20 protein-coding genes and 1 pseudogene are annotated in these 17,625 nt (G+C 71.6%); 11 read left to right on the top strand and 10 right to left on the bottom strand.

Annotated features, from left to right (window positions below):
* The first annotated feature begins 59 nt into the window (after positions 1-59).
* Positions 60-686, top strand: coding sequence for a helix-turn-helix transcriptional regulator (locus L1857_RS04720; RefSeq protein WP_094003701.1), 627 nt, complete (start codon positions 60-62; stop codon positions 684-686).
* Positions 687-791: 105 nt separating this feature from the next.
* On the opposite strand, the gene L1857_RS04715 is transcribed toward L1857_RS04720, so the two are convergent.
* From L1857_RS04715 to L1857_RS04700, 4 genes are all read right to left on the bottom strand, one after another.
* Entirely contained in the window at positions 792-1,532 is a 741-nt protein-coding gene (locus L1857_RS04715; RefSeq protein ID WP_094003700.1) for a phosphoglyceromutase, read from the bottom strand.
* Between the two features lie 563 nt (positions 1,533-2,095).
* Complete coding sequence (locus tag L1857_RS04710) at positions 2,096-2,611, bottom strand: type III secretion system chaperone family protein (RefSeq protein ID WP_116111611.1); 516 nt, start codon at positions 2,609-2,611, stop codon at positions 2,096-2,098.
* Positions 2,608-3,915, bottom strand: coding sequence for a D-inositol-3-phosphate glycosyltransferase (gene mshA / locus L1857_RS04705; protein WP_369806753.1), 1,308 nt, complete (start codon positions 3,913-3,915; stop codon positions 2,608-2,610). The genes L1857_RS04710 and mshA overlap by 4 nt, the downstream gene beginning before the upstream one ends.
* Before the next feature lie 99 nt (positions 3,916-4,014).
* Positions 4,015-5,184: a L,D-transpeptidase gene (locus L1857_RS04700; protein ID WP_116111609.1), complete on the bottom strand. Its 1,170-nt coding sequence runs from the start codon at positions 5,182-5,184 to the stop codon at positions 4,015-4,017.
* Positions 5,185-5,279: 95 nt separating this feature from the next.
* On the opposite strand from L1857_RS04700, the gene L1857_RS04695 reads away from it, so the two are divergent.
* The gene (locus L1857_RS04695) at positions 5,280-6,014 is read left to right on the top strand and encodes an SDR family oxidoreductase (RefSeq protein ID WP_094003696.1); all 735 of its coding nucleotides are present in this window, start codon (positions 5,280-5,282) and stop codon (positions 6,012-6,014) included.
* Here the strand turns inward: L1857_RS04695 and L1857_RS04690 are convergent, their stop codons facing one another.
* The gene (locus L1857_RS04690; RefSeq protein WP_249464526.1) at positions 6,015-7,037 is read right to left on the bottom strand and encodes a UDP-N-acetylmuramate dehydrogenase; all 1,023 of its coding nucleotides are present in this window, start codon (positions 7,035-7,037) and stop codon (positions 6,015-6,017) included.
* Positions 7,038-7,063: 26 nt separating this feature from the next.
* Here L1857_RS04690 and L1857_RS04685 point away from each other — a divergent pair, with 26 nt between their 5' ends.
* From L1857_RS04685 to purU, 7 genes and pseudogenes are all read left to right on the top strand, one after another.
* Positions 7,064-7,567: a DUF2505 domain-containing protein gene (locus tag L1857_RS04685; protein ID WP_116111607.1), complete on the top strand. Its 504-nt coding sequence runs from the start codon at positions 7,064-7,066 to the stop codon at positions 7,565-7,567.
* Positions 7,543-8,343 (top strand): class I SAM-dependent methyltransferase, encoded by an 801-nt coding sequence (locus L1857_RS04680; protein WP_094003693.1) that lies wholly within the window; start codon positions 7,543-7,545, stop codon positions 8,341-8,343. Before L1857_RS04685 ends, L1857_RS04680 begins: the two co-directional genes overlap by 25 nt.
* Before the next feature lie 112 nt (positions 8,344-8,455).
* Positions 8,456-9,178, top strand: a complete 723-nt coding sequence (locus L1857_RS04675) for a GNAT family N-acetyltransferase (protein ID WP_116111605.1) — start codon at positions 8,456-8,458, stop codon at positions 9,176-9,178.
* 59 nt (positions 9,179-9,237) lie between these two features.
* Positions 9,238-9,939 carry a lysophospholipid acyltransferase family protein gene (locus L1857_RS04670; protein ID WP_249464523.1) on the top strand — a complete coding sequence of 234 codons (702 nt, stop codon included), beginning with the start codon at positions 9,238-9,240 and terminating at the stop codon, positions 9,937-9,939.
* A pseudogene (locus tag L1857_RS04665) lies at positions 9,932-10,402 on the top strand (DedA family protein); the annotation flags it as partial. The gene L1857_RS04670 and the pseudogene L1857_RS04665, both read left to right, overlap by 8 nt.
* Positions 10,403-10,526: 124 nt before the next feature.
* The gene (locus L1857_RS04660) at positions 10,527-11,267 is read left to right on the top strand and encodes a maleylpyruvate isomerase N-terminal domain-containing protein (RefSeq protein ID WP_346731866.1); all 741 of its coding nucleotides are present in this window, start codon (positions 10,527-10,529) and stop codon (positions 11,265-11,267) included.
* Between the two features lie 26 nt (positions 11,268-11,293).
* Entirely contained in the window at positions 11,294-12,154 is an 861-nt protein-coding gene (gene purU / locus L1857_RS04655) for a formyltetrahydrofolate deformylase (protein ID WP_094003689.1), read from the top strand.
* A 31-nt stretch (positions 12,155-12,185) separates the two neighbouring features.
* Here purU and L1857_RS04650 read toward each other — a convergent pair whose 3' ends face one another.
* The 3 genes from L1857_RS04650 to L1857_RS04640 form a co-directional block, all read right to left on the bottom strand.
* On the bottom strand, positions 12,186-13,190 hold the full coding sequence (locus L1857_RS04650) for an NADP-dependent oxidoreductase (protein WP_162830527.1): 1,005 nt from the start codon (positions 13,188-13,190) through the stop codon (positions 12,186-12,188).
* Positions 13,191-13,728: 538 nt separating this feature from the next.
* Positions 13,729-14,163: an SRPBCC family protein gene (locus L1857_RS04645; protein WP_094003688.1), complete on the bottom strand. Its 435-nt coding sequence runs from the start codon at positions 14,161-14,163 to the stop codon at positions 13,729-13,731.
* Between the two features lie 45 nt (positions 14,164-14,208).
* Positions 14,209-15,126: an ABC transporter substrate-binding protein gene (locus L1857_RS04640; RefSeq protein ID WP_094003687.1), complete on the bottom strand. Its 918-nt coding sequence runs from the start codon at positions 15,124-15,126 to the stop codon at positions 14,209-14,211.
* Between the two features lie 116 nt (positions 15,127-15,242).
* Between L1857_RS04640 and L1857_RS04635 the strand changes: the two genes are divergently transcribed.
* Together L1857_RS04635 and L1857_RS04630 are read left to right on the top strand one after the other, a co-directional pair.
* Positions 15,243-15,929 carry an ABC transporter permease gene (locus L1857_RS04635; RefSeq protein WP_094003686.1) on the top strand — a complete coding sequence of 229 codons (687 nt, stop codon included), beginning with the start codon at positions 15,243-15,245 and terminating at the stop codon, positions 15,927-15,929.
* Positions 15,902-16,651 carry an ABC transporter permease gene (locus tag L1857_RS04630; protein WP_116111602.1) on the top strand — a complete coding sequence of 250 codons (750 nt, stop codon included), beginning with the start codon at positions 15,902-15,904 and terminating at the stop codon, positions 16,649-16,651. The genes L1857_RS04635 and L1857_RS04630 overlap by 28 nt, the downstream gene beginning before the upstream one ends.
* On the opposite strand, the gene L1857_RS04625 is transcribed toward L1857_RS04630, so the two are convergent.
* Positions 16,635-17,186, bottom strand: coding sequence for a YbaK/EbsC family protein (locus tag L1857_RS04625; protein WP_094003684.1), 552 nt, complete (start codon positions 17,184-17,186; stop codon positions 16,635-16,637). The genes L1857_RS04630 and L1857_RS04625 overlap by 17 nt on opposite strands.
* 27 nt (positions 17,187-17,213) lie before the next feature.
* Positions 17,214-17,510 carry a DUF2516 family protein gene (locus L1857_RS04620; protein ID WP_116111601.1) on the bottom strand — a complete coding sequence of 99 codons (297 nt, stop codon included), beginning with the start codon at positions 17,508-17,510 and terminating at the stop codon, positions 17,214-17,216.
* Positions 17,511-17,625 lie beyond the last annotated feature (115 nt).

Below are 17,625 nucleotides of genomic sequence, written 5' to 3'. Positions count from 1 at the left end.
CCTGGTGCGGCGATCGTGGTGACGCCTCGGGTTGGCAACTTGCTGCCACACTGGTTGTCATGGATGTCCTGGTGCGGGGCGAGGCCGAGTTGTTCGCGCGGACGGCGCACTTGTTCTCCTCGGCGCGGGAGATCTTCTGCGCCGCGAACGACCTGCACACGTGGGCGGCCGCGCACCGGGTGCCGCACACCCGGCGGGACCTGACCGGCCGGAGCGTGCGGAAGCTGTACCGGCCGGCGTCGCTGCTGCAGCCGGGCGGGGTGGCGCACCTGCGTGAGCGGGAGCGGATGGGCGCGCGGATCCGGATCACGCTGGACGAGATCAACGAGACGATCGTGCTGGACCGGAAGGTGGCGATCCTGGCGGGCGACGCGTCCGGCGGCGAGCGTGGGTACAGCGTGGTGACCAGCCCCGAGGTGATCGGCAGCGTGACGGGCCTGTTCAACGCGGCCTGGCGGGCCGGCACCGAGCTGGCGATCTACGACACCGAGTTCCGCGAGGTGAGGGCCCTGGCGCCGCGGATACTCGACGAGCTGGCATCCGGGAGCAAGGACGAGACGGCGGCGCGGGCGCTCGGGCTGAGCGTGCGCACCTACCGGCGCCGGGTGGCCGAGCTGATGGCCGCGCTGGGCGCGACGTCCCGCTTCCAGGCCGGCGCGCGAGCACGCGAGCTGGGACTGATCTAGCGCCGCCCTCGCGCGCCGGCACACCTGGCGCAGGTCCCGGACGGATGCGCCCCCGAACGCGCGAAAGGCCGGTCCCCCGTGGAGGACCGGCCTTCGCGGCTGGGTTCAGCGGCCCTGGTTGGCGACCGCGGCGGCGGCTTCGGCCGCGGCCTCCGGGTCGAGGTACGTGCCGCCCGGGTTGGCCGGCTTCAGGTCCGCGTCCAGGTCGTACCGCAACGGGATGCCGGTCGGGATGTTCAGGCCGGCGATGGCGTCGTCGGAGATGCCGTCCAGGTGCTTGACCAGGGCGCGCAGCGAGTTCCCGTGCGCGGCGACCAGCACGGTCTTGCCGGCGCGCAGGTCCGGCACGATCGCCGAGTCCCAGTACGGCAGCAGCCGCGCCACGACGTCCTTCAGGCACTCGGTCAGCGGCGCGTCCGGCCCGTAGCGGACGTCGGTGTCCTGGCTGAACTCGCTGCCGCGCTCGATCGGCGGCGGCGGCACGTCGTAGGAGCGGCGCCAGAGCATGAACTGCTCCTCGCCGAACTCGTCCCGGACCTGCTTCTTGTTCTTGCCCTGGAGCGCGCCGTAGTGCCGCTCGTTGAGGCGCCAGTCGCGGCGCACCGGGATCCAGTGCCGGTCGGCCACGTCGAGCGCGATGTTCGCGGTCGAGATCGCCCGGCGCAGCAGCGACGTGTGGACGACGTCGGGCAGCAGCCCGCTCTCCGCGAGCAGCTCACCGCCCTTGCGGGCCTCCTGCTGCCCGAGCTCGGACAGGGGCACGTCGACCCAGCCGGTGAACAGGTTCTCGGCGTTCCAGGTGCTCTGCCCGTGGCGGAGCAGCACCAGCGTCCCAAGTTCGGCCATACCCGCTAGCCTGCCAGAACACGCCGAGCGACCGGATGACGCCCGGAGCTTTCTACCGACAGTGTGTTACCACCCGGTAGAGGTTCGCCAAACCACTCCTTGACCTGTTGAACACCGGTCACGAAAGTGACACTTGCTGCACACCGTTAACACAGACAGTGAGAATCACTCGAACGGAGTAACCAGTAGTCTTGTGATTACTGGTGGACATCTGACAAGTTGGCTTACGTCCCGCTCGGCTGGAATTCCACGCACTCCCCAGCCGGACGCGGGGTACGACCGCAGCCTGTCTCCCCCCTGCCGGGCTGCGGCCCCGCCGGCCCCGTTGGCACTCCCCCTCGCCACCGGGTCCAGAAGCGGCGGGAGCGTTCGCGGGGCGGCTTGAGTTCGCGACTCCCCCTCCCTCAAGCCGCTCCGCCCGCTCCTCCTGTTCGCTCGCTGCGCTCGCTTCCCGGAGCGGGCGTTCGCCATTGCATTTGGGGGGCGACCCCCCAAACCCCCACGGTGCGAGCTTCTTGCGTTGGCGGGCGCTGGGCACCGTGGGTTTGGACCAGGGTGGCTTGTCAGTCACTGGTCAGGGTGCCGGGGTCGTGGGGCGTTTCTGGCTCTACCAGGTGTTTGAATGCTTGTAGGTTCGCCAGGCTTTCGCCTCGGCTGACTCGCCAGTCCCATTCGCGCTTGATGCTCGTCGCGAAGCCCAGTTCGAGGATCGTGTTGAAGTCGCCGTCCGCGGCCTCCAGCACCTGGCCCAGGATCTTGTCCAGCTCCGGCTCGGTCACCGCGTCCTTGCCGAACCGGCCCACCAGGTAGATGTCACCCAGCGCATCGACCGTGTAGTGCACGCCGTAGAGCTTCGCGTTGCGGCGCAGCAGGAAGCGGTAGACCTGCTCGTGGTTCTCGTCGGGGCGGCGGCAGACGAAGGCCTCCACGGCGAAGGCGTGGTCGCGTTCGATCAGCCAGGCGTTGGTCTGCAGCTTCTTCGTGCCGGGGAGGGTGACGAAGTACTTGCCCTCGGCTTTGCGGTCGTACTTCAGGTCCGCCTGGTCCAGTGTTGTCCGGACGACCTTGTCGAGCGTCATACCGCGACCTCCTCGTGCAGCGCGGCCAGCGTGCGCGAAGCCGCCGCGTACGCGTCCAACAGGGCGTCCGTGGTGCGCGCCCACGAGAACCGCCGCGCGTGCACCAGCGCGTTCTCCGCCAGCTCCGCCCGCCGGTCCGGCCGCAACGCCACGCTGGCCAGCGCCCCGGCCCAGTCCCGCGCCCCGTGCGAGGGCACCAGCAGCCCGGACACGCCGTGCGCGACCGCCACCGGCAGCCCGCCGACCTCGGCCGCCACCACGGGCGTCCCGCACGCCTGCGCCTCCAGCGCGACCAGGCCGAACGACTCGTTGTAGCTCGGCACCGCCACCACGTCCGCGGCGCGGTACACCTCCGCCAGCCGTTCACCCGCCTGCGGCGGCAGGAACCGCACCACGTCCTGGATACCCAGCGACACCGCCAGCTCACGCAGAGCCTGCGGCTGCTCCAGCCCGGTCCCCGAGGGCCCGCCCACGACGAGCACGACCAACCGCTCCCGCAGCTCCGGCTGCCGCCCCAGCAGGTGCGCCGCCGCGTGCAGCAGCACGTCCGGCGCCTTCAACGGCTGGATCCGCCCGGCGAAGGCCAGTACCACGGCATCGCGCGGCAACCCGAGCCGCCGGCGGGCGCCGGACTGCGAACCGGGCACGAACCGGTTCAGGTCCACCCCGGGCGCCACCGTGTGCACCCGCTCCGGGGCCGCGCCGTAGAGGTCCACCAGCTGCCGCGCCTCGACCGGGGTGTTCGCCACCAGCCGGTCGGACTCGGCGACCACCTGCTCCTCGCCGATCACGCGGGTGCGCGGCTCGGGCTTGTCGCCCTCGGCGAGCGCGGCGTTCTTGACCTTCGCCAGCGTGTGCGCGGTGTGCACCAGCGGCACGCCCCAGCGGTCCCGCGCGAGCCACCCGACCTGGCCGGACAGCCAGTAGTGCGAGTGGATCAGGTCGTAGTAGCCGGGCTCGTGGAACGCCTCGGCGCGCAGCACACCGGAGGTGAACGCGCACAGCTGCGCGGGCAGCTCGTCCCTGGTCAGAGGTTCGAAGGGGCCGGCCGGGACGTGCCGCACCAGCACCCCGGGCGCCAGCTCGGCCACCGGCGGCTGCTCGGACGAGGTCGCGCGCGTGAACACCTCGACGGCGATCCCGCGCCGCGCCATCTCGACCGCGGTGTGCGTGATGTAGACGTTCATCCCACCGGCGTCACCGGTGCCGGGTTGCTCCAGGGGTGACGTGTGCACCGACAGCACCGCGACCCTGCGCGGCCAGCTCGTTCGCGTCCGTCGGGATCCGCGCAGCGAGATCGTCACCTGGTTCAACTCCCGTGTCAGTCGCTTTCCGCATCGAAGCGGAGCCCGTGAACGACAACACCCACGGGCCCCCGACATCTTCCCAGCGGTGCGAATACGTCACAGGGCCGACTTGGCCTGCCAGGCGCTCCAGCTCACCAGCCAGTCCATGACGTCCGAGGTGACGACCGGCCCGAGCCGCGACCCGGTGATCTCCACGGGGTCGCCGATCAGGGCCGAGTCGAAGTAGTTCTTCGCGTCGGCTTCCAGCAGGTTGACGCAGCCGTGCGAGGTGTTGGCCCGCCCGATGTTGGCCGCGTTGTCCTGGTTTTCGTGGATGAACTCACCGTGGTTGGAGAACCGGCACGCCCACTTCTTGTTGACGTTGGTGTAGCCGTACCGCGCGTTGTCGAAGATCGCGCTCGGCTCCTTGGTCATGATGATGTAGGTGCCGTTCGGTGTGTTGAGGTTCACGTCCGAGTCCTTGCCGTTGCTACAGGGGTAGCTCTTGAACAGGGACCCGTTCCGGTACACGTTCATCCTGTGGTCCGGGGTGTGGATCTTGACCACCTGGTTGCGGCCGATCTTGAACTCGGTGGTGACGTCGGCCCGCGGGTAGGCCCCGCCGCCGAGGTCCACCCCGTAGAGCTTCGCCTCGACCTTGACGGTGGTGCCGGCCGGCCAGTACTCCTTCGGCCGCCAGTCCACCTGCTGGTCGGACAGCCAGCCCCAGGAGCCCTCGACGTCGGTGGAGGTCTCGATCTTCAGCGCCCGCTCCACCGCGGCCTTGTTCTTCACGGCGCTGGTGAACTTCACGCTCACCGGCATCGCGACGCCCACCGTGACGTCGTCGGTGGGGTTCAGGGTGACGCGCACCGTCGAGGCGGGCTTGAGCGTCGCGAAGCTGCCGGTCAGCGTGACCGGCTTGCCGTCGGTGCCGGTGGCCGAGGCGGTGTAGGTGTAGGTCTTGTCGTAGCCGAGCGACTCGCTGCTGGTCCAGGTCGTCTTGTCGTCGCTGAGCTTGCCCTCGACGGCCTTGCCGTCGGCGTTGGTCAGCTTGACCTCGGTGAGCGTGCCCTGCGCGACCTTCACGGTGACGGGTTGCAGCACGGGCACGTTCTTCGCGTCCGCGGCGGGCTCGGCGGTGATGACCGCGACCGGCGGCGCCTCCGTCGTCGCACCGCCCCCGGTCTGCGCGCCACCGTCCTCGCCGCCGCTGGTGCACGCCGCGGCCATGGTCGCCGCACCGGCGGCGAGCGCGGCCTTGAACACCGTGCGCCTCTCGATCACCTGTTACCTCCGCACTCAACTACCTCTCCCGGACGTCAAGCGACGCCCGGGCCTGCCGCGTTACCGGCGTGTCCCCCGCTGGGAGTATGTGCGGTATGACGACCAAGCGAACCGCAGTGATCACCGGCGCCAGCGCGGGTATCGGCGAGGCGACCGCCCGCGCCCTCGCCGAGGCCGGATTCCACGTCGTGCTCGGGGCTCGCCGCCTCGACCGCCTGGAGAAGCTGGCCGCCGAGTTGTCCGGAACCGCACACGTACTGGACGTCACCGACCCCGGTTCGGTTGCCGCGTTCGTCCAGCGGGTTCCAGAGTGCCACGTTCTCGTCAACAACGCGGGCGGCGCACGCGGCCTGGAGCGCGTGGCAGAGGCCGACGAGGACCACTGGCGCTGGATGTGGGAGGTCAACGTCCTGGGCACGCTGCGCATGACGAAGGCGCTGCTGCCGAAGCTGATCGCCTCCGGTGACGGCCACGTGGTGACCGTCACGTCGATCGCCGGGCAGGAGGTCTACGACGGCGGTTCCGGCTACACGTCGGCGAAGCACGCCCAGTCGGCGCTGCACCGCACGCTGCGGTCGGAGCACCTGGGCGACCCGGTGCGGATCACCGAGATCGTGCCGGGCATGGTCGAGACCGACTTCTCCGCCAACCGCTTCGACGGCGACACCGAGCGCGCCGCGAAGGTCTACCAGGGCCTCACGCCGCTGACCGCCGAGGACGTGGCCGACGTGATCGCCTTCGCGGTGACCCGGCCGTCGCACGTGAACCTCGACACGATCGTCATGAAGCCGCGCGCGCAGCTGAACGGCAGCCGCGCCCACCGCGAGTGACTACAGGGCGCAGTTGATGAGCAGGGGTTCGGGACGCAGTGTGACGCCGAAGCGGTCGTGCACGCCGTCCCGGACCTCGCGCGCCAGCGCCAGGAGGTCCGCCGTGCTCGCGCCGCCCCGGTTGGTCAGCGCGAGCGTGTGCTTGGTGGACAACGACACCCGCCCGCCCGGGCCCGCGTACCCCTTGCTGAAGCCCGCCCGGTCGATCAGCCACGCGGCGGACAGCTTCACGCCGCCGTCGGCCGGGTAGCGCGGCATCTCCACGCCCCGCAGCGCCGGCGGGATCTCGGCGACGATCGGGTTGGTGAAGAACGAGCCGGCGCTCCACGTGTCGTGGTCGGACGCGTCGAGCACCATGCCCTTGCCCTGGCGGAGTTTCAGCACGGCCTCGCGCGCCTGGGCCGCCGGGACCCGCGCGCCCTGCTCGACGCCCAGCGTGCGGGCCAGTTCGGCGTAGCGGATCGGCGCGGACAGCCCGTCGGCACGCAGGGCGAACCGGACACTGAGGACGATCCCCCAGCTTTCGCCCTTGAGCACGCTCGTGCGGTAGCCGAAGCCCAGCTCGTCCGCGGTCATCGTGCGCACCTCGCCGGTGCGGCGGTCGTAGCACTGGATCGAGGTGAGCAGGTCGGCGACCTCGCAGCCGTAGGCGCCGACGTTCTGGATCGGCGTCGCCCCGACCGAACCGGGGATGCCGGACAGGCACTCCAGCCCGCCGAACCCGGCCTCGACGGTCGCCGCGACGAACTCGTCCCAGTTCTGCCCGGCCGCGACCTCGACCTCGTCGCCGTCGACGCGCCAGCCGCTGGTCGCGATCTTGACCACGGTGCCGGGGAAGCCGTCGTCACCGACGACGAGGTTCGACCCGCCGCCGAGCAGCAGCACCGGGCCCTCGACCGAGCGCACCGCGGCCAGCAGGTCCTCGGTGGTCTCGGTCACCACGAACGCGCGGGCCGGCCCGCCCAGGCGCAGCGTGGTGTGTTCGGCCAGGGTCGTCTGGGTCGGCGTGTCAAGACGGCTCACGAGGACAAACGGTACTGTCTGGCCTCATGGCATCCCGTATCGAGCACCGCGCGGAGTACTCCCACGGTGTCTCCGAGGTGTTCCGGGCCGAGACGAGCGAGGAGGCGCTGACCGCCCGCCTCGCCGAGATCGGCGGCAAGAACAGCGCCCTGCTCAGCCATTCCGCGGACGACGACGGCGCGCGCTTCACGCTGCGCCAGGGCATCGAGGCGGAGAAGCTCCCGCAGATCGTCCGCAAACTGCAGCCCGGCGACCTCTACGTCGACCGCGAGCACACCTTCACCCGCAGCGGGAACGGCTACACGGGCACGGCGCGGGCGACGGTGAGCGGGATGCCCGGCGAGATCACCGCGCGCACCGAGCTGCGTCCCCGGGGCGACGGCGCCGTGGTGGAGACCCGCGGTGAGGTCAAGGTCAAGATCCCGCTGGTTGGCGGCAAGCTGGAGAGCTTCGTCGCCGGTGAGCTGACCAAGCTGCTGGCCCGCGAGGCCCGGTTCAGCCGAGAATGGCTGGGGCGCGCGGCCCGGTAGGCGCGCCGACCCGAGGAACCACGAACCCCAACCGCCTGCGCCGCGTCGACCGCTGGCTGGCCGGCACCCCCGAGGTGTCGGCCGCGCTGCGCCGCGCGCCGGACCCGCTCGTCGTGGACCTCGGGTACGGCGCGTCCCCGGTGACCACGGTCGAGCTGGCGGCCCGGCTGCGGCGGGTGCACCCGCGGGTGCGCGTGCTCGGGCTGGAGATCGATCCGGAGCGGGTCGCGGTGGCGAAGCCGGCCGCGCGGCCGCCGGAGCTGGACTTCCGCCAGGGCGGGTTCGAGCTGGCCGGCACCCGGCCGAACCTGGTGCGGGCGTTCAACGTGCTGCGGCAGTACCCCGAGGACGAGGTCGCGGGCGCGTGGAAGCTGATCCTGGACGGGCTCGCCCCGGGCGGGCTGCTCGTCGAGGGCACCTGCGACGAGATCGGCCGGCTGTCCACCTGGGTCACCCTGGACACCGACGGTCCGCGTACACTCACCCTGTCCTGCCACCTGGATTCGCTCGATCAACCGTCCACTTTGGCCGAACGACTGCCGAAGGCGCTGATCCACCGCAACGTGCCGGGCGAGCGGATCCACGACCTGCTGTCCACACTGGACACCTGCTGGGCGACCGCTGCGCCGCACCAGGCGTTCGGCGCCCGCGCCCGCTGGCTGGCGACCGTGCGGCTGCTCGCCGCGCGCGGCTGGCCGGTGCTCACCCGGCCGCGGCGGATCCGGCTCGGCGAGCTGACCGTGCCGTGGGCCACGGTGGCACCCGAAAGGTGGTAGGGACAACCCCACTTCGGTAGCGGGGGCAGCACGTACGGGCGTTCCCCGGGTTGTCCCTGATCTTGCCGGAAGTCCCTGGCTCAGGCGGTGCGCACGGCGACACGATCACCTCATGACCGCGACCCTCAGCAGACAGTACGAGGCCGTCATCACGACGGACTCCGACATCGTCCAGGCGTGCCAGCGACTGCGGCACCGCGTGTTCACCACCGAGTTCGGCGCCGCACCGCACCCCAGCGGGCTCGACACCGACGAGTTCGACGACGTGTGCGAGCACCTCGCCGTCATCCACGACGGCGAGGTCGTCGGCACCTACCGGCTGCTGCCCCCGGGCCGGTCCGAGCGGCTGTACTCGCAGTCGGAGTTCGACCTGGACGGCCTGGCCCCGCTGCGGCCGTACCTGGTCGAGACCGGCCGCTCGTGCGTGCACCCGGACCACCGCGCGGGCGGGGTGATCAACCTGATGTGGTCGGCGATGGCGCGTTACGTCGTCGGCCACGGCTACCGCTACCTCGCCGGGTGCGCGTCGGTGTCGCTGGCCGACGGCGGCACCTCGGCGGCCGCGACCTGGGCGCTCGCGCAGACCAAGCACCGCCCGCCGGGTGAGCTGCGGATCGAGCCGCACCGGCCGTGGATCCCGCTCCCCCGCACCGAGCGCCCGCCCAGCTACGCCCAGGTGCCCCCGCTGCTGCGCGGCTACCTGCGCCTGGGCGCGTGGGTGTGCGGACCGCCCGCGCACGACCCGGACTTCGCGGTCGCCGACTTCTTCACCGTGCTGGCGGTCGACCAGATCGGCGAGCGCTACCGCAGGTTCTTCCTCGGGGAGAGTTCATGAACCCGTGGGACGTGACTTCACCTTGTACCCCTCGCTGCGTCACCCACCGGCTGCCTGAGGTGAGCACACTGCTGACCGTGCGACGGTGGCTGGCGCTGGGCTCGGTCCTCGCCGGGGTGCGCCGGGGGAACCTGCGGCCGCACGCCCGCGGGGTGCTCGACGCCCTCGGCATCACCCTGGACGCGAACACCGACCTGCTGCGGGTGCCGGCCGGCACCGGCACCCTGATCGTGGCGAACCACGTGTCCTGGCTGGACATCGTCGCAATCCTGGCCGTCGACCCGGTGGGGTTCCTGGCCAAGCGCGAGGTGCGCTCGTGGCCGGTCATCGGGTCGCTCGCGCAGGCCTGCGGCACCCGGTTCATCGCCCGGCGCGAGCTGCGGGAACTGCCCGCGGTGGTCGACGGGCTGGCCGACGCGCTCCGCCACGGTGAGTCGGTCGTCGTGTTCCCCGAGGGCACCACGTGGTGCGGCGGGCCGGGCGGGACGTTCCGGCGCGCCGCGTTCCAGGCCGCGATCGACGCCGGTGCGCCGGTGCGGCCGGTCACCTTCGCGTACTCGCAGGGCGGGCAGCCGAGCACGGTCGCGGCCTTCGTCGGTGACGACGCGCTCCTGCCCTCGCTGAACCGGGTGGCACGGGCTCGCGACCTGCGGATCGAACTGACCGCGCACCCGCCGCTCGACCCCGCCGGCGACCGGCGCGAGCTGGCCGCGCGGGCCCAGGACGCCGTCCGGCTCACCCGGATCCCGGCCCATGCTTGATTTCCTCGACCACTTCGGCGAGCTGCTCCAGGGCACCCTCTCCTCGCCCTGGCTGTGGCTGATCGTCTTCGCGGTGGCCGCGCTGGACGCGCTGTTGCCGTTCATGCCGAGCGAGACGACGGTGATCACGGTCGGCGTGCTGCTCGGTCCGGACGTGCCGAGGCTGGCGTTGCTCGCGCTGCTCGCGGCCGCCGGCGCGCTCGCCGGGGACTGCCTGTCGCACGCGGTCGGCCGGGGCGCCGCGCCCGCGCTGACCCGGTGGCTCCGCGGCGGCAAGCACGACCGCTACGAATGGGCCCGCGGACAGGTCGACCGGCACGCCGGGCTGCTGATCGTCGCGGGCCGGTACATCCCCGGCGGCCGGGTCGCGAGCGGCCTGGCGACGGGCAGCATGGGTGTGCCGTGGGCGCGGTTCATCGCGCTCGACGCCGTGGGGACCTCGATCTGGGCCGTCTACTCCGTGATCATCGGTGCGATCGGCGGGGCGAGCTTCAACGGTCAGCCGGCCAAGGGGCTGCTGCTGTCGTTCGGCATCGGCCTGCTGATGGTCGGGGTCATCGAGGTGGTGCGGCGGCTAGGCTCACGACATGCAGCACGCCGAGTACCTGACGATGATCGAGGTGCAGTCCCAGGCCCTGCGGGCGGCCGCGGTGAAAGCCGGGCCGGAGGCGCCGGTGCGGACCTGTCCGAAGTGGACTGTCCAGCGCCTCGTCGGCCACCTGGCGAAGGTCCAGTCGTGGGTCCGGTCCGCGATCGCGCATCCCAGTGGCGAGAACGTGACACCCGGGCAGCCGCCCGCCGAGTGGACTGAACTGCTGGCCTGGTGGGACGAGCAGCTGCACGGACTGCTGGCCGAACTCGCCGATCCGGCGGCGCCGGCGTGGCTGCCGTGGGGCCGCTACCCGGGGACCACCGGCTCGTGGGCCCGCAGGCAGGCGCACGAGGCGGCGATCCACCGGCTGGACGCCGAGCACGCGCTGGCCGGCAGCGCCGACCCGTCGGCCGTCCCGTCGCTGGTGTTCGGCCCGGCCTTCGCCGCGGACGGGATCGACGAGCTGATCGCCTGGATCCTGCCGACGCGCGCGAAGTGGGACCAGTTCGCCGTGTCCGGTTCGGTGCTGGTGCACGCCGCCGACGCCGGCCGCATGTGGCGGGTCGTGCTGCACCCCGGTCAGCCCGGCACGATCGATCCGGTGACGGCCGCGTTCGAGGCCGACGTGACGGTCGCGGGCACCGCCGACGCGGTGTACCGGCGGGTGTGGGGGCGGCCCAGCCACGCCTCGGTGACCGGTGACGTGCGTCTCCTGGAGCCCCTGGCCGCACCGTGAGCGGGAGCGCCGGGGAAGATGGAGCGGTGCCCGAACGACGTTATGTGATCACCTTCGGCTGCCCCGACCGCACCGGCATCGTCGCGCGCGTGTCGTCCTTCCTCGCCGACAACGGCGGGTGGATCGTCGAGGCGGCCTACCACACCGACCCGGACACCGGCTGGTTCTTCACCCGCCAGGAGGTGCGGGCGGACTCGCTGCCGTTCGGTGTGGACGAGCTGCGCTCGCGCTTCGCCGAGGTGGCGTCGGCGCTGTCGGCCGAGTCGAACTGGCGCGTCGAGGACACCGAGGAGCGGCGCCGGGTGGTGATCCTGGTGTCGAAGGAGGGCCACTGCCTGTACGACCTGCTGGGCCGGGTCGCGGCCGGTGAGCTGGACGTCGACGTGCGCGCGGTGATCGGCAACCACGACAACCTCGCCGACATCACCCGCGCGCACGGGATCCCGTTCCACCACGTGCCCTTTGCGGCCGGCGACAAAGCCGAAGCGTTCGCCGAGGTCCGCAAGCTGGTCGACGAGCACGATCCGCACGCCGTCGTGCTGGCGCGGTTCATGCAGATCCTGCCGCCGGAGCTGTGCGAGGCGTGGTCCGGGCGGGCGATCAACATCCACCACAGCTTCCTGCCGTCGTTCGTCGGCGCGCGGCCCTACCACCAGGCGCACCGCCGGGGCGTGAAGCTGATCGGCGCGACGTGCCACTACGTGACCGCCGACCTGGACGCCGGGCCGATCATCGAGCAGGACGTGATCCGCGTCGACCACGGCGACACCGTGCCCGACCTGGTCCGCAAGGGTCGCGACATCGAGAAGATCACGCTGGCCCGCGGGCTGCGGTGGCACCTGGAGAGCCGGGTGCTGGTGCACGGCAACCGCACGGTGGTGTTCTAGCTCCTGGTGCCGCCGTGTGTGCGCCGGGCGGTCAGACGCGGACGAGCATCTTGCCGGTGTTCGCGCCCGCCAGGAGGTCGAGGAAGGCCTGCGGTGCGTTGCGCAGCCCCTCGACGATCGTCTCCTCGTACTTGAGCCGGCCGTCGCGCACCAGCGGCGCGACCTCCTCGAGGAACTTCGGCTGCAGGTCGTAGTGGTCGCCGACGAGGAACCCGCGGATGTCGAGCCGCTTGCCGATGATCTGGCCCAGGTTGCGCGGCGCGGCGGGTGGCTCGGTGAGGTTGTAGATCGAGATCATGCCGCAGACGGCGATGCGGGCGTGCACGTTCGCCGAGGCGATGGCTGCTTCGAGGTGCTCGCCGCCGACGTTGTCGAAGTAGACGTCGATGCCCTCGGGCGCGGCCTGTGCCAGCTGCTCGGCGACGGGCGCGTCCTTGTAGTTGAACGCGGCGTCGAATCCGAGGTCGTCGATCAGGTGGCGGACCTTCGCGGCGGAGCCGGCGCTGCCGATGACCCGCTTGGCGCCCTTCAGCTTCGCCAGTTGCCCGACGACGGAGCCGACCGCACCGGCGGCTCCCGAGACGAACACGGTGTCGCCCGGCGTGAACCGGGCGATCTCGGTGAGCCCGGCGTAGGCGGTGAGGCCGGTCATGCCGAGCACCCCGAGGTACGCCTCGCGCGGCGCCAGGCCGGCGTCGATCTTGGCGGCCTGCTCGGCGGTGACCAGGGCGTGCGACCGCCAGCCGAAGCCGTGCAGCACCAGGTCACCGGGCCGCAGCGAGTCGGTGTTCGATTCGACGACCTCGCCGACCGCACCGCCCAGCATCACCTTGCCGACCTCGTACGGAGGCGCGTAGGACTTGGCGGAGCTCATCCGCCCCCGCATGTAGGGGTCGACGCTGATTTCCAGGTTGCGGACCAGCGCTTGGCCGGGGCCAGGCCGCGGCACCTCGACGTCGACGATGTCGAAGTTCTCCAAGGTCGGCGAGCCATGCGGCCGCGAGGCCAGCCGGATCTCGGTCGCGGTGGTGGTCATGATGCACTCCACGGGTCGAAGGTGTGTCACCGGCACCAACGACTCAAACGGGGCGAGGATTCCGCTTTGTGGCTGAGGCTACAGCCGGTCCGGCACGTGCCCTCACCGGCGCATCACCTCTGACACCCCGCACCCCAGCCGCGGGCGTGCCGGGCCCCGAGCCGCGCTCGGCCCGAGAGCCCACCAACTGCGGCTACCCGGGACCGCGGTCGACCTCACGGCTCGGCGCGAGCGCCAGCTCCACCCGCCAGCCACGGTGCGCACCACGACCCACCCGCCAGCCACTGTGCGCCCACCATCTGCGGCCCGCCGCGCGAACCAGGCCCGCCCGCCGACCGCGGTCAGCTTCCCAGCCCGCCGCGCGAACCAGCCCCGCCCACCAACTGCGGTCAGCTTCCCAGCCCGCCGCGGGAACCAGCCCCGCCCGCAAGCCAGGGCCGGTCCCGCGACCGCCGACCCACCCGGCAACCATCCGCCCGGCCCGACAACCGCCCACCCGGCCCGGCCACCCACCGGCAGCCGGTACCCTGCAGCGCGGCTAGACCAGCTCGGCGAGCTTGCCCAGCACCCCGTCGTAGATCCGGCGCAGCCCACCCGGCGCGAAGGTCTTCTCGAAGAAGCCGCCGATGCCGCCGGCGCCCTCCCAGCTGGTCTCGATCCGCACGACGCTGCGCTCCCCCGCAGGCCGCACCGTCCAGGTGGTGACCATGCTGGAGTTGGCGTCCGTCTCGACGAGGGTGCCCGCCTCCGGCTCGGACACACTCGCCGCGACGTCCCGCACCCGCTTGGAGGTGGCCTGCAGCTTCCACTTCGCCTTCGTGCCGGCGCCGGTCCCGCCCTCGACCACCTCGTAGTCGCGGTAGTGCTCGGTCAGGATCTTCGGCCGGGTCTCGGCGTAGTCCGCGACCAGCGCCCGCACCTTCTCGGCCGGTGCGTCGATCGTTCGTTCCGCGCTGGCGGTGACCTTCGCCATAACCCCTCCTGATCTGCTCGGACCCTGTCCCCGCGACTCTAGCGATCAGATCAGGCCCTGCTGAGACAGCCAGTCCTTCGCCACGTCCGCCACCTGGTCGCCGTCCTCGTCGACCTGCTTGTTCAGCTCGCGCAGCTGCTCGGTGGTCAGCTTGGCGCTCACCGCGTTGACCGCCGCCGCGAAGTCGGCGCCGCGCTCGTCCAGCACCTTCTTGTTCACCGCGGGCACGATGTTCTCGGTGGCCACGATCTTCTGGTCGTCCTCGAGCGCGGTGAAGTCCGGGTTGCCCACCAGCGGGTTCACCGAGTCGAGCGGGATCACCGTGACCGCGCCGGAACGCAGCTGCTCGACCCGCGGACCGGACTCCTGGATGCTCGAGAACGTGACGTTCAGCTTGTAGACGTCACGGAACCCGACGAAGCAGTTGGCCCGGGTGCCGCACTCCGGCGGCCCGGCCAGGATCACCTTGTCGAGCTTCTTCAGGTCGCTGATCGTCTTCAGGCCGTGCTGCTGCGCGAGGTCGGACTTCACCACGTAGGTGTTCTTGTTCTCCGCCGGCGCGTAGTCCAGCAGGCCGACCCCGGACGGCGCGAACAGCTCGGCGAGCTTCGCGTGCTCCGACGCGGCGTCGTTCGGCGCCTGCTCGTTGAACCCGGAGCTGATGGCCGCGCCCTGGTACTCCGGGATGAACTGCAGCTCACCGGACTTCAGCGACGGGTACACCAGCTCCCGCGAGCCGATGTTGAACTTCCGCTGGACCGGGTAGCCCTTCGCCTCCAGCGCCTGCGAGTACACCTCCGCCAGGATCTGGCTGTCCGTGAAGTTGAACGACGCCACCACGATCGGCGCGCCACCCTTGGCCGGCGCCGCCGAACCGCCGTCGTCCCCGCCACCGCAGGCCGTCAGCCCGAGGACCGCCACCGCGAGCACCCCTGCCACCCGCAGGCTCCGTGTCCACCGCATACCTGTTCACCCTCCCGAATGTTCGTCGCCCGCGACCCTATCCGCACCCACCGACAAAATTCACATCGTGAGATCGCCGGCCGGAAAGTGTCGGTCACCGCCTCTATGCTCGCCCGGTGAGCGAGTACCTGCTGGCCGCCTCCGACCGGCCGCTGTTCGAGTGGCGCTGGGTCGAGCGCAACGCGGACGAGATCGCACAGCGCCTGGGCGAACACCTGGCGCTGACCGCGGCCGCGCTCGCGATCGGGCTGGTCGTGTCGGTCGCGCTGGCCGTGCTGTCGCTGCGGTGGCGCTGGTTCTACGCGATCGCGCTGGGCGCCGCCGGTGCGCTGTACGTGATCCCGAGCCTGGGCGCGTTCGCGCTGCTGGTGCCGTTCTTCGGCCTGTCGTTCACCACGGCCGTGATCCCGCTGGCCACGTACACGCTGCTGATCCTGCTGCGCAACATCGTCACCGGCATCCAGCAGGTGCCCGCGGAGGTGCGGGAGGCCGCGATCGGCATGGGCTTCACGCGGCTGCGGCTGCTGCTGCGCGTGGAGTTCCCGCTGGCGCTGCCGGTGGTCATCGCCGGGCTGCGGGTCGCGGCGGTGACGACGATCGGGCTGGTCACGGTCACCGCGATGCTCGGCATGGGCGGGCTGGGCTACTTCATCCGGCAGGGCATCCAGACGACCACGCCGAACCCGACGGCGATCATCGTCGGCGTCGGGTTGTCGATCGTGCTGGCGGTGCTCGTGGACGCGCTGCTGTGGCTGAGCGAGCGGGCGCTGGCCCCGTGGGCGCGGAAGGCGGGGCGGGCGTGAACGCGTTCGAGCAGGCGCTGGACTGGCTCGGTCAGCCGAACCGGTGGAGCTGGACCGACCCGGCCGGCCTCCCGTACCGGACGCTGGAGCACCTCGGTTTTTCGGCGTTGTCGCTGGTCATCGCGGCCGCGCTGGCGGTGCCGCCGGCGCTGGTGCTGGCGCACTACCGCCGGGGCGCGTTCCTGGCGAGCAGCGCGGTGAACATCGGCCGGGCCATCCCGAGCTTCGGGTTGATCATCCTGTTCTGGTACCTGGCGAGCCGGTGGGAGGTGGACACGTCGTTCTGGCCGCTGCTGCTCGCCCTGGTGGCGCTGGCCCTGCCGCCGCTGTTCACCAACACCTACGCCGGCGTGGTGTCGCTCGAACCGGAGGCGGTGGACGCCGCCCGCGGCATCGGGCACACCGAGGGCCAGATCATGCTGCGGATCGAGCTGCCGCTGGCGTTGCCGGTGGTGCTGGCCGGGGCGCGGGTGGCGTTCCTGCAGCTGGTGGCGACGGTCGCGATCGGCGCGATCGTCAACGACGGCGGCGGGCTGGGCCGGTTCATCGTGGACGGGTTCGCGCAGGGCGCGGGCGGCTACGGCGAGATCCTGGCCGGCGGGCTGGCGGTCATCGTGCTGGCCCTGGTGTGCGAGGGCGTGTTCGCCCTGCTGGAGCGGTTCGCCGTGCCGCGGGGGCTGACGTCGTCGCGCCGGGAGACGCTGTCTACGCGACCGGCTTAGCCAGGCCGTCGATCACCTCGGCGCCGGGCAGTGACGCGAGGAGGTCGCCGGTGACCAGGAGTTTCCCGCCGCGGATGCCGCTGCCGATGACGAGTTCCGGCGAGTCGGCGACGGCCTTGTCGATGAGGATGGGCCAGTCCGCGGGCAGCCCGACCGGCGTGATGCCGCCGTAGGCCATGCCGGTGAGCGCGACGGCCTCGTCCATCGGGGCGAAGGAGGCTTTGCGCACGTCCAGGCGGCGCTTGATGACGCCGTTGACGTCGGCGCGGGTGGTGGCGAGCACCAGCGCGGCGGCGAAGCGAACCTCGCCGGCCCGCTTCCCGGCGACGACGACGCAGTTGGCGGACGCGTCGAGGGGCGAGCCGTAGGCCTCGCAGAACGCGGCGGTGTCGGCGAGTTCGGGGTCGATCTCGACGGCGCCGACGCTGTCGGGGTCGAGGGCGGCCAGCGCCTTCGCGACGGGCTCGGCCAGCAGGTCGGTGCGTTCGGTGGCCGGGTGGACGGTCAACGTCCCGGCGATGGTCCAGGTCCTCACGCCGTCAGGATAAGCAGTGGGCCGGGGTCACCAGTTCTTGCCGCCGCGCTGGACCTCGATCAGTCGCGGCCGGACGTCGACCAGGTAGACCAGAACGGCCACGATGCCGGCCAGCCAGAATAGAGTGCCGGCCCCGCCGAAGCTGAAGAGCCCCATGGCGACCGTGCCGGCGCCGGTGATGGCGAGCCAGATGGGCTTCGTCTTGCGGTCCGCGGCCTGGTAGGCGTCCGAGCGCTGGAGAAGGGCGTGCACGAACGCGCCGAGGCCCACCAGCGCACCCACCCAGCTGATGACCTGCATGATCCAGTACGCGATGAACGGCACGTCCCTAGCCTACGTCCCTTCGCCCCCGCCGTCGGAATCCCTCGTGTCCAGAATGCCACGACCACCCCGACCCGTCACCGGCGCCCGCTCACCTCGCGAGACACCGCGCCGCACC

The organism is Amycolatopsis thermalba (assembly GCF_023376025.1).
GTDB classification, from domain to species: Bacteria; Actinomycetota; Actinomycetes; order Mycobacteriales; family Pseudonocardiaceae; genus Amycolatopsis_E; species Amycolatopsis_E thermalba.
Note: the sequence above shows the minus strand (reverse complement) of the source record. Positions and strands in the feature narration are given on the sequence as shown.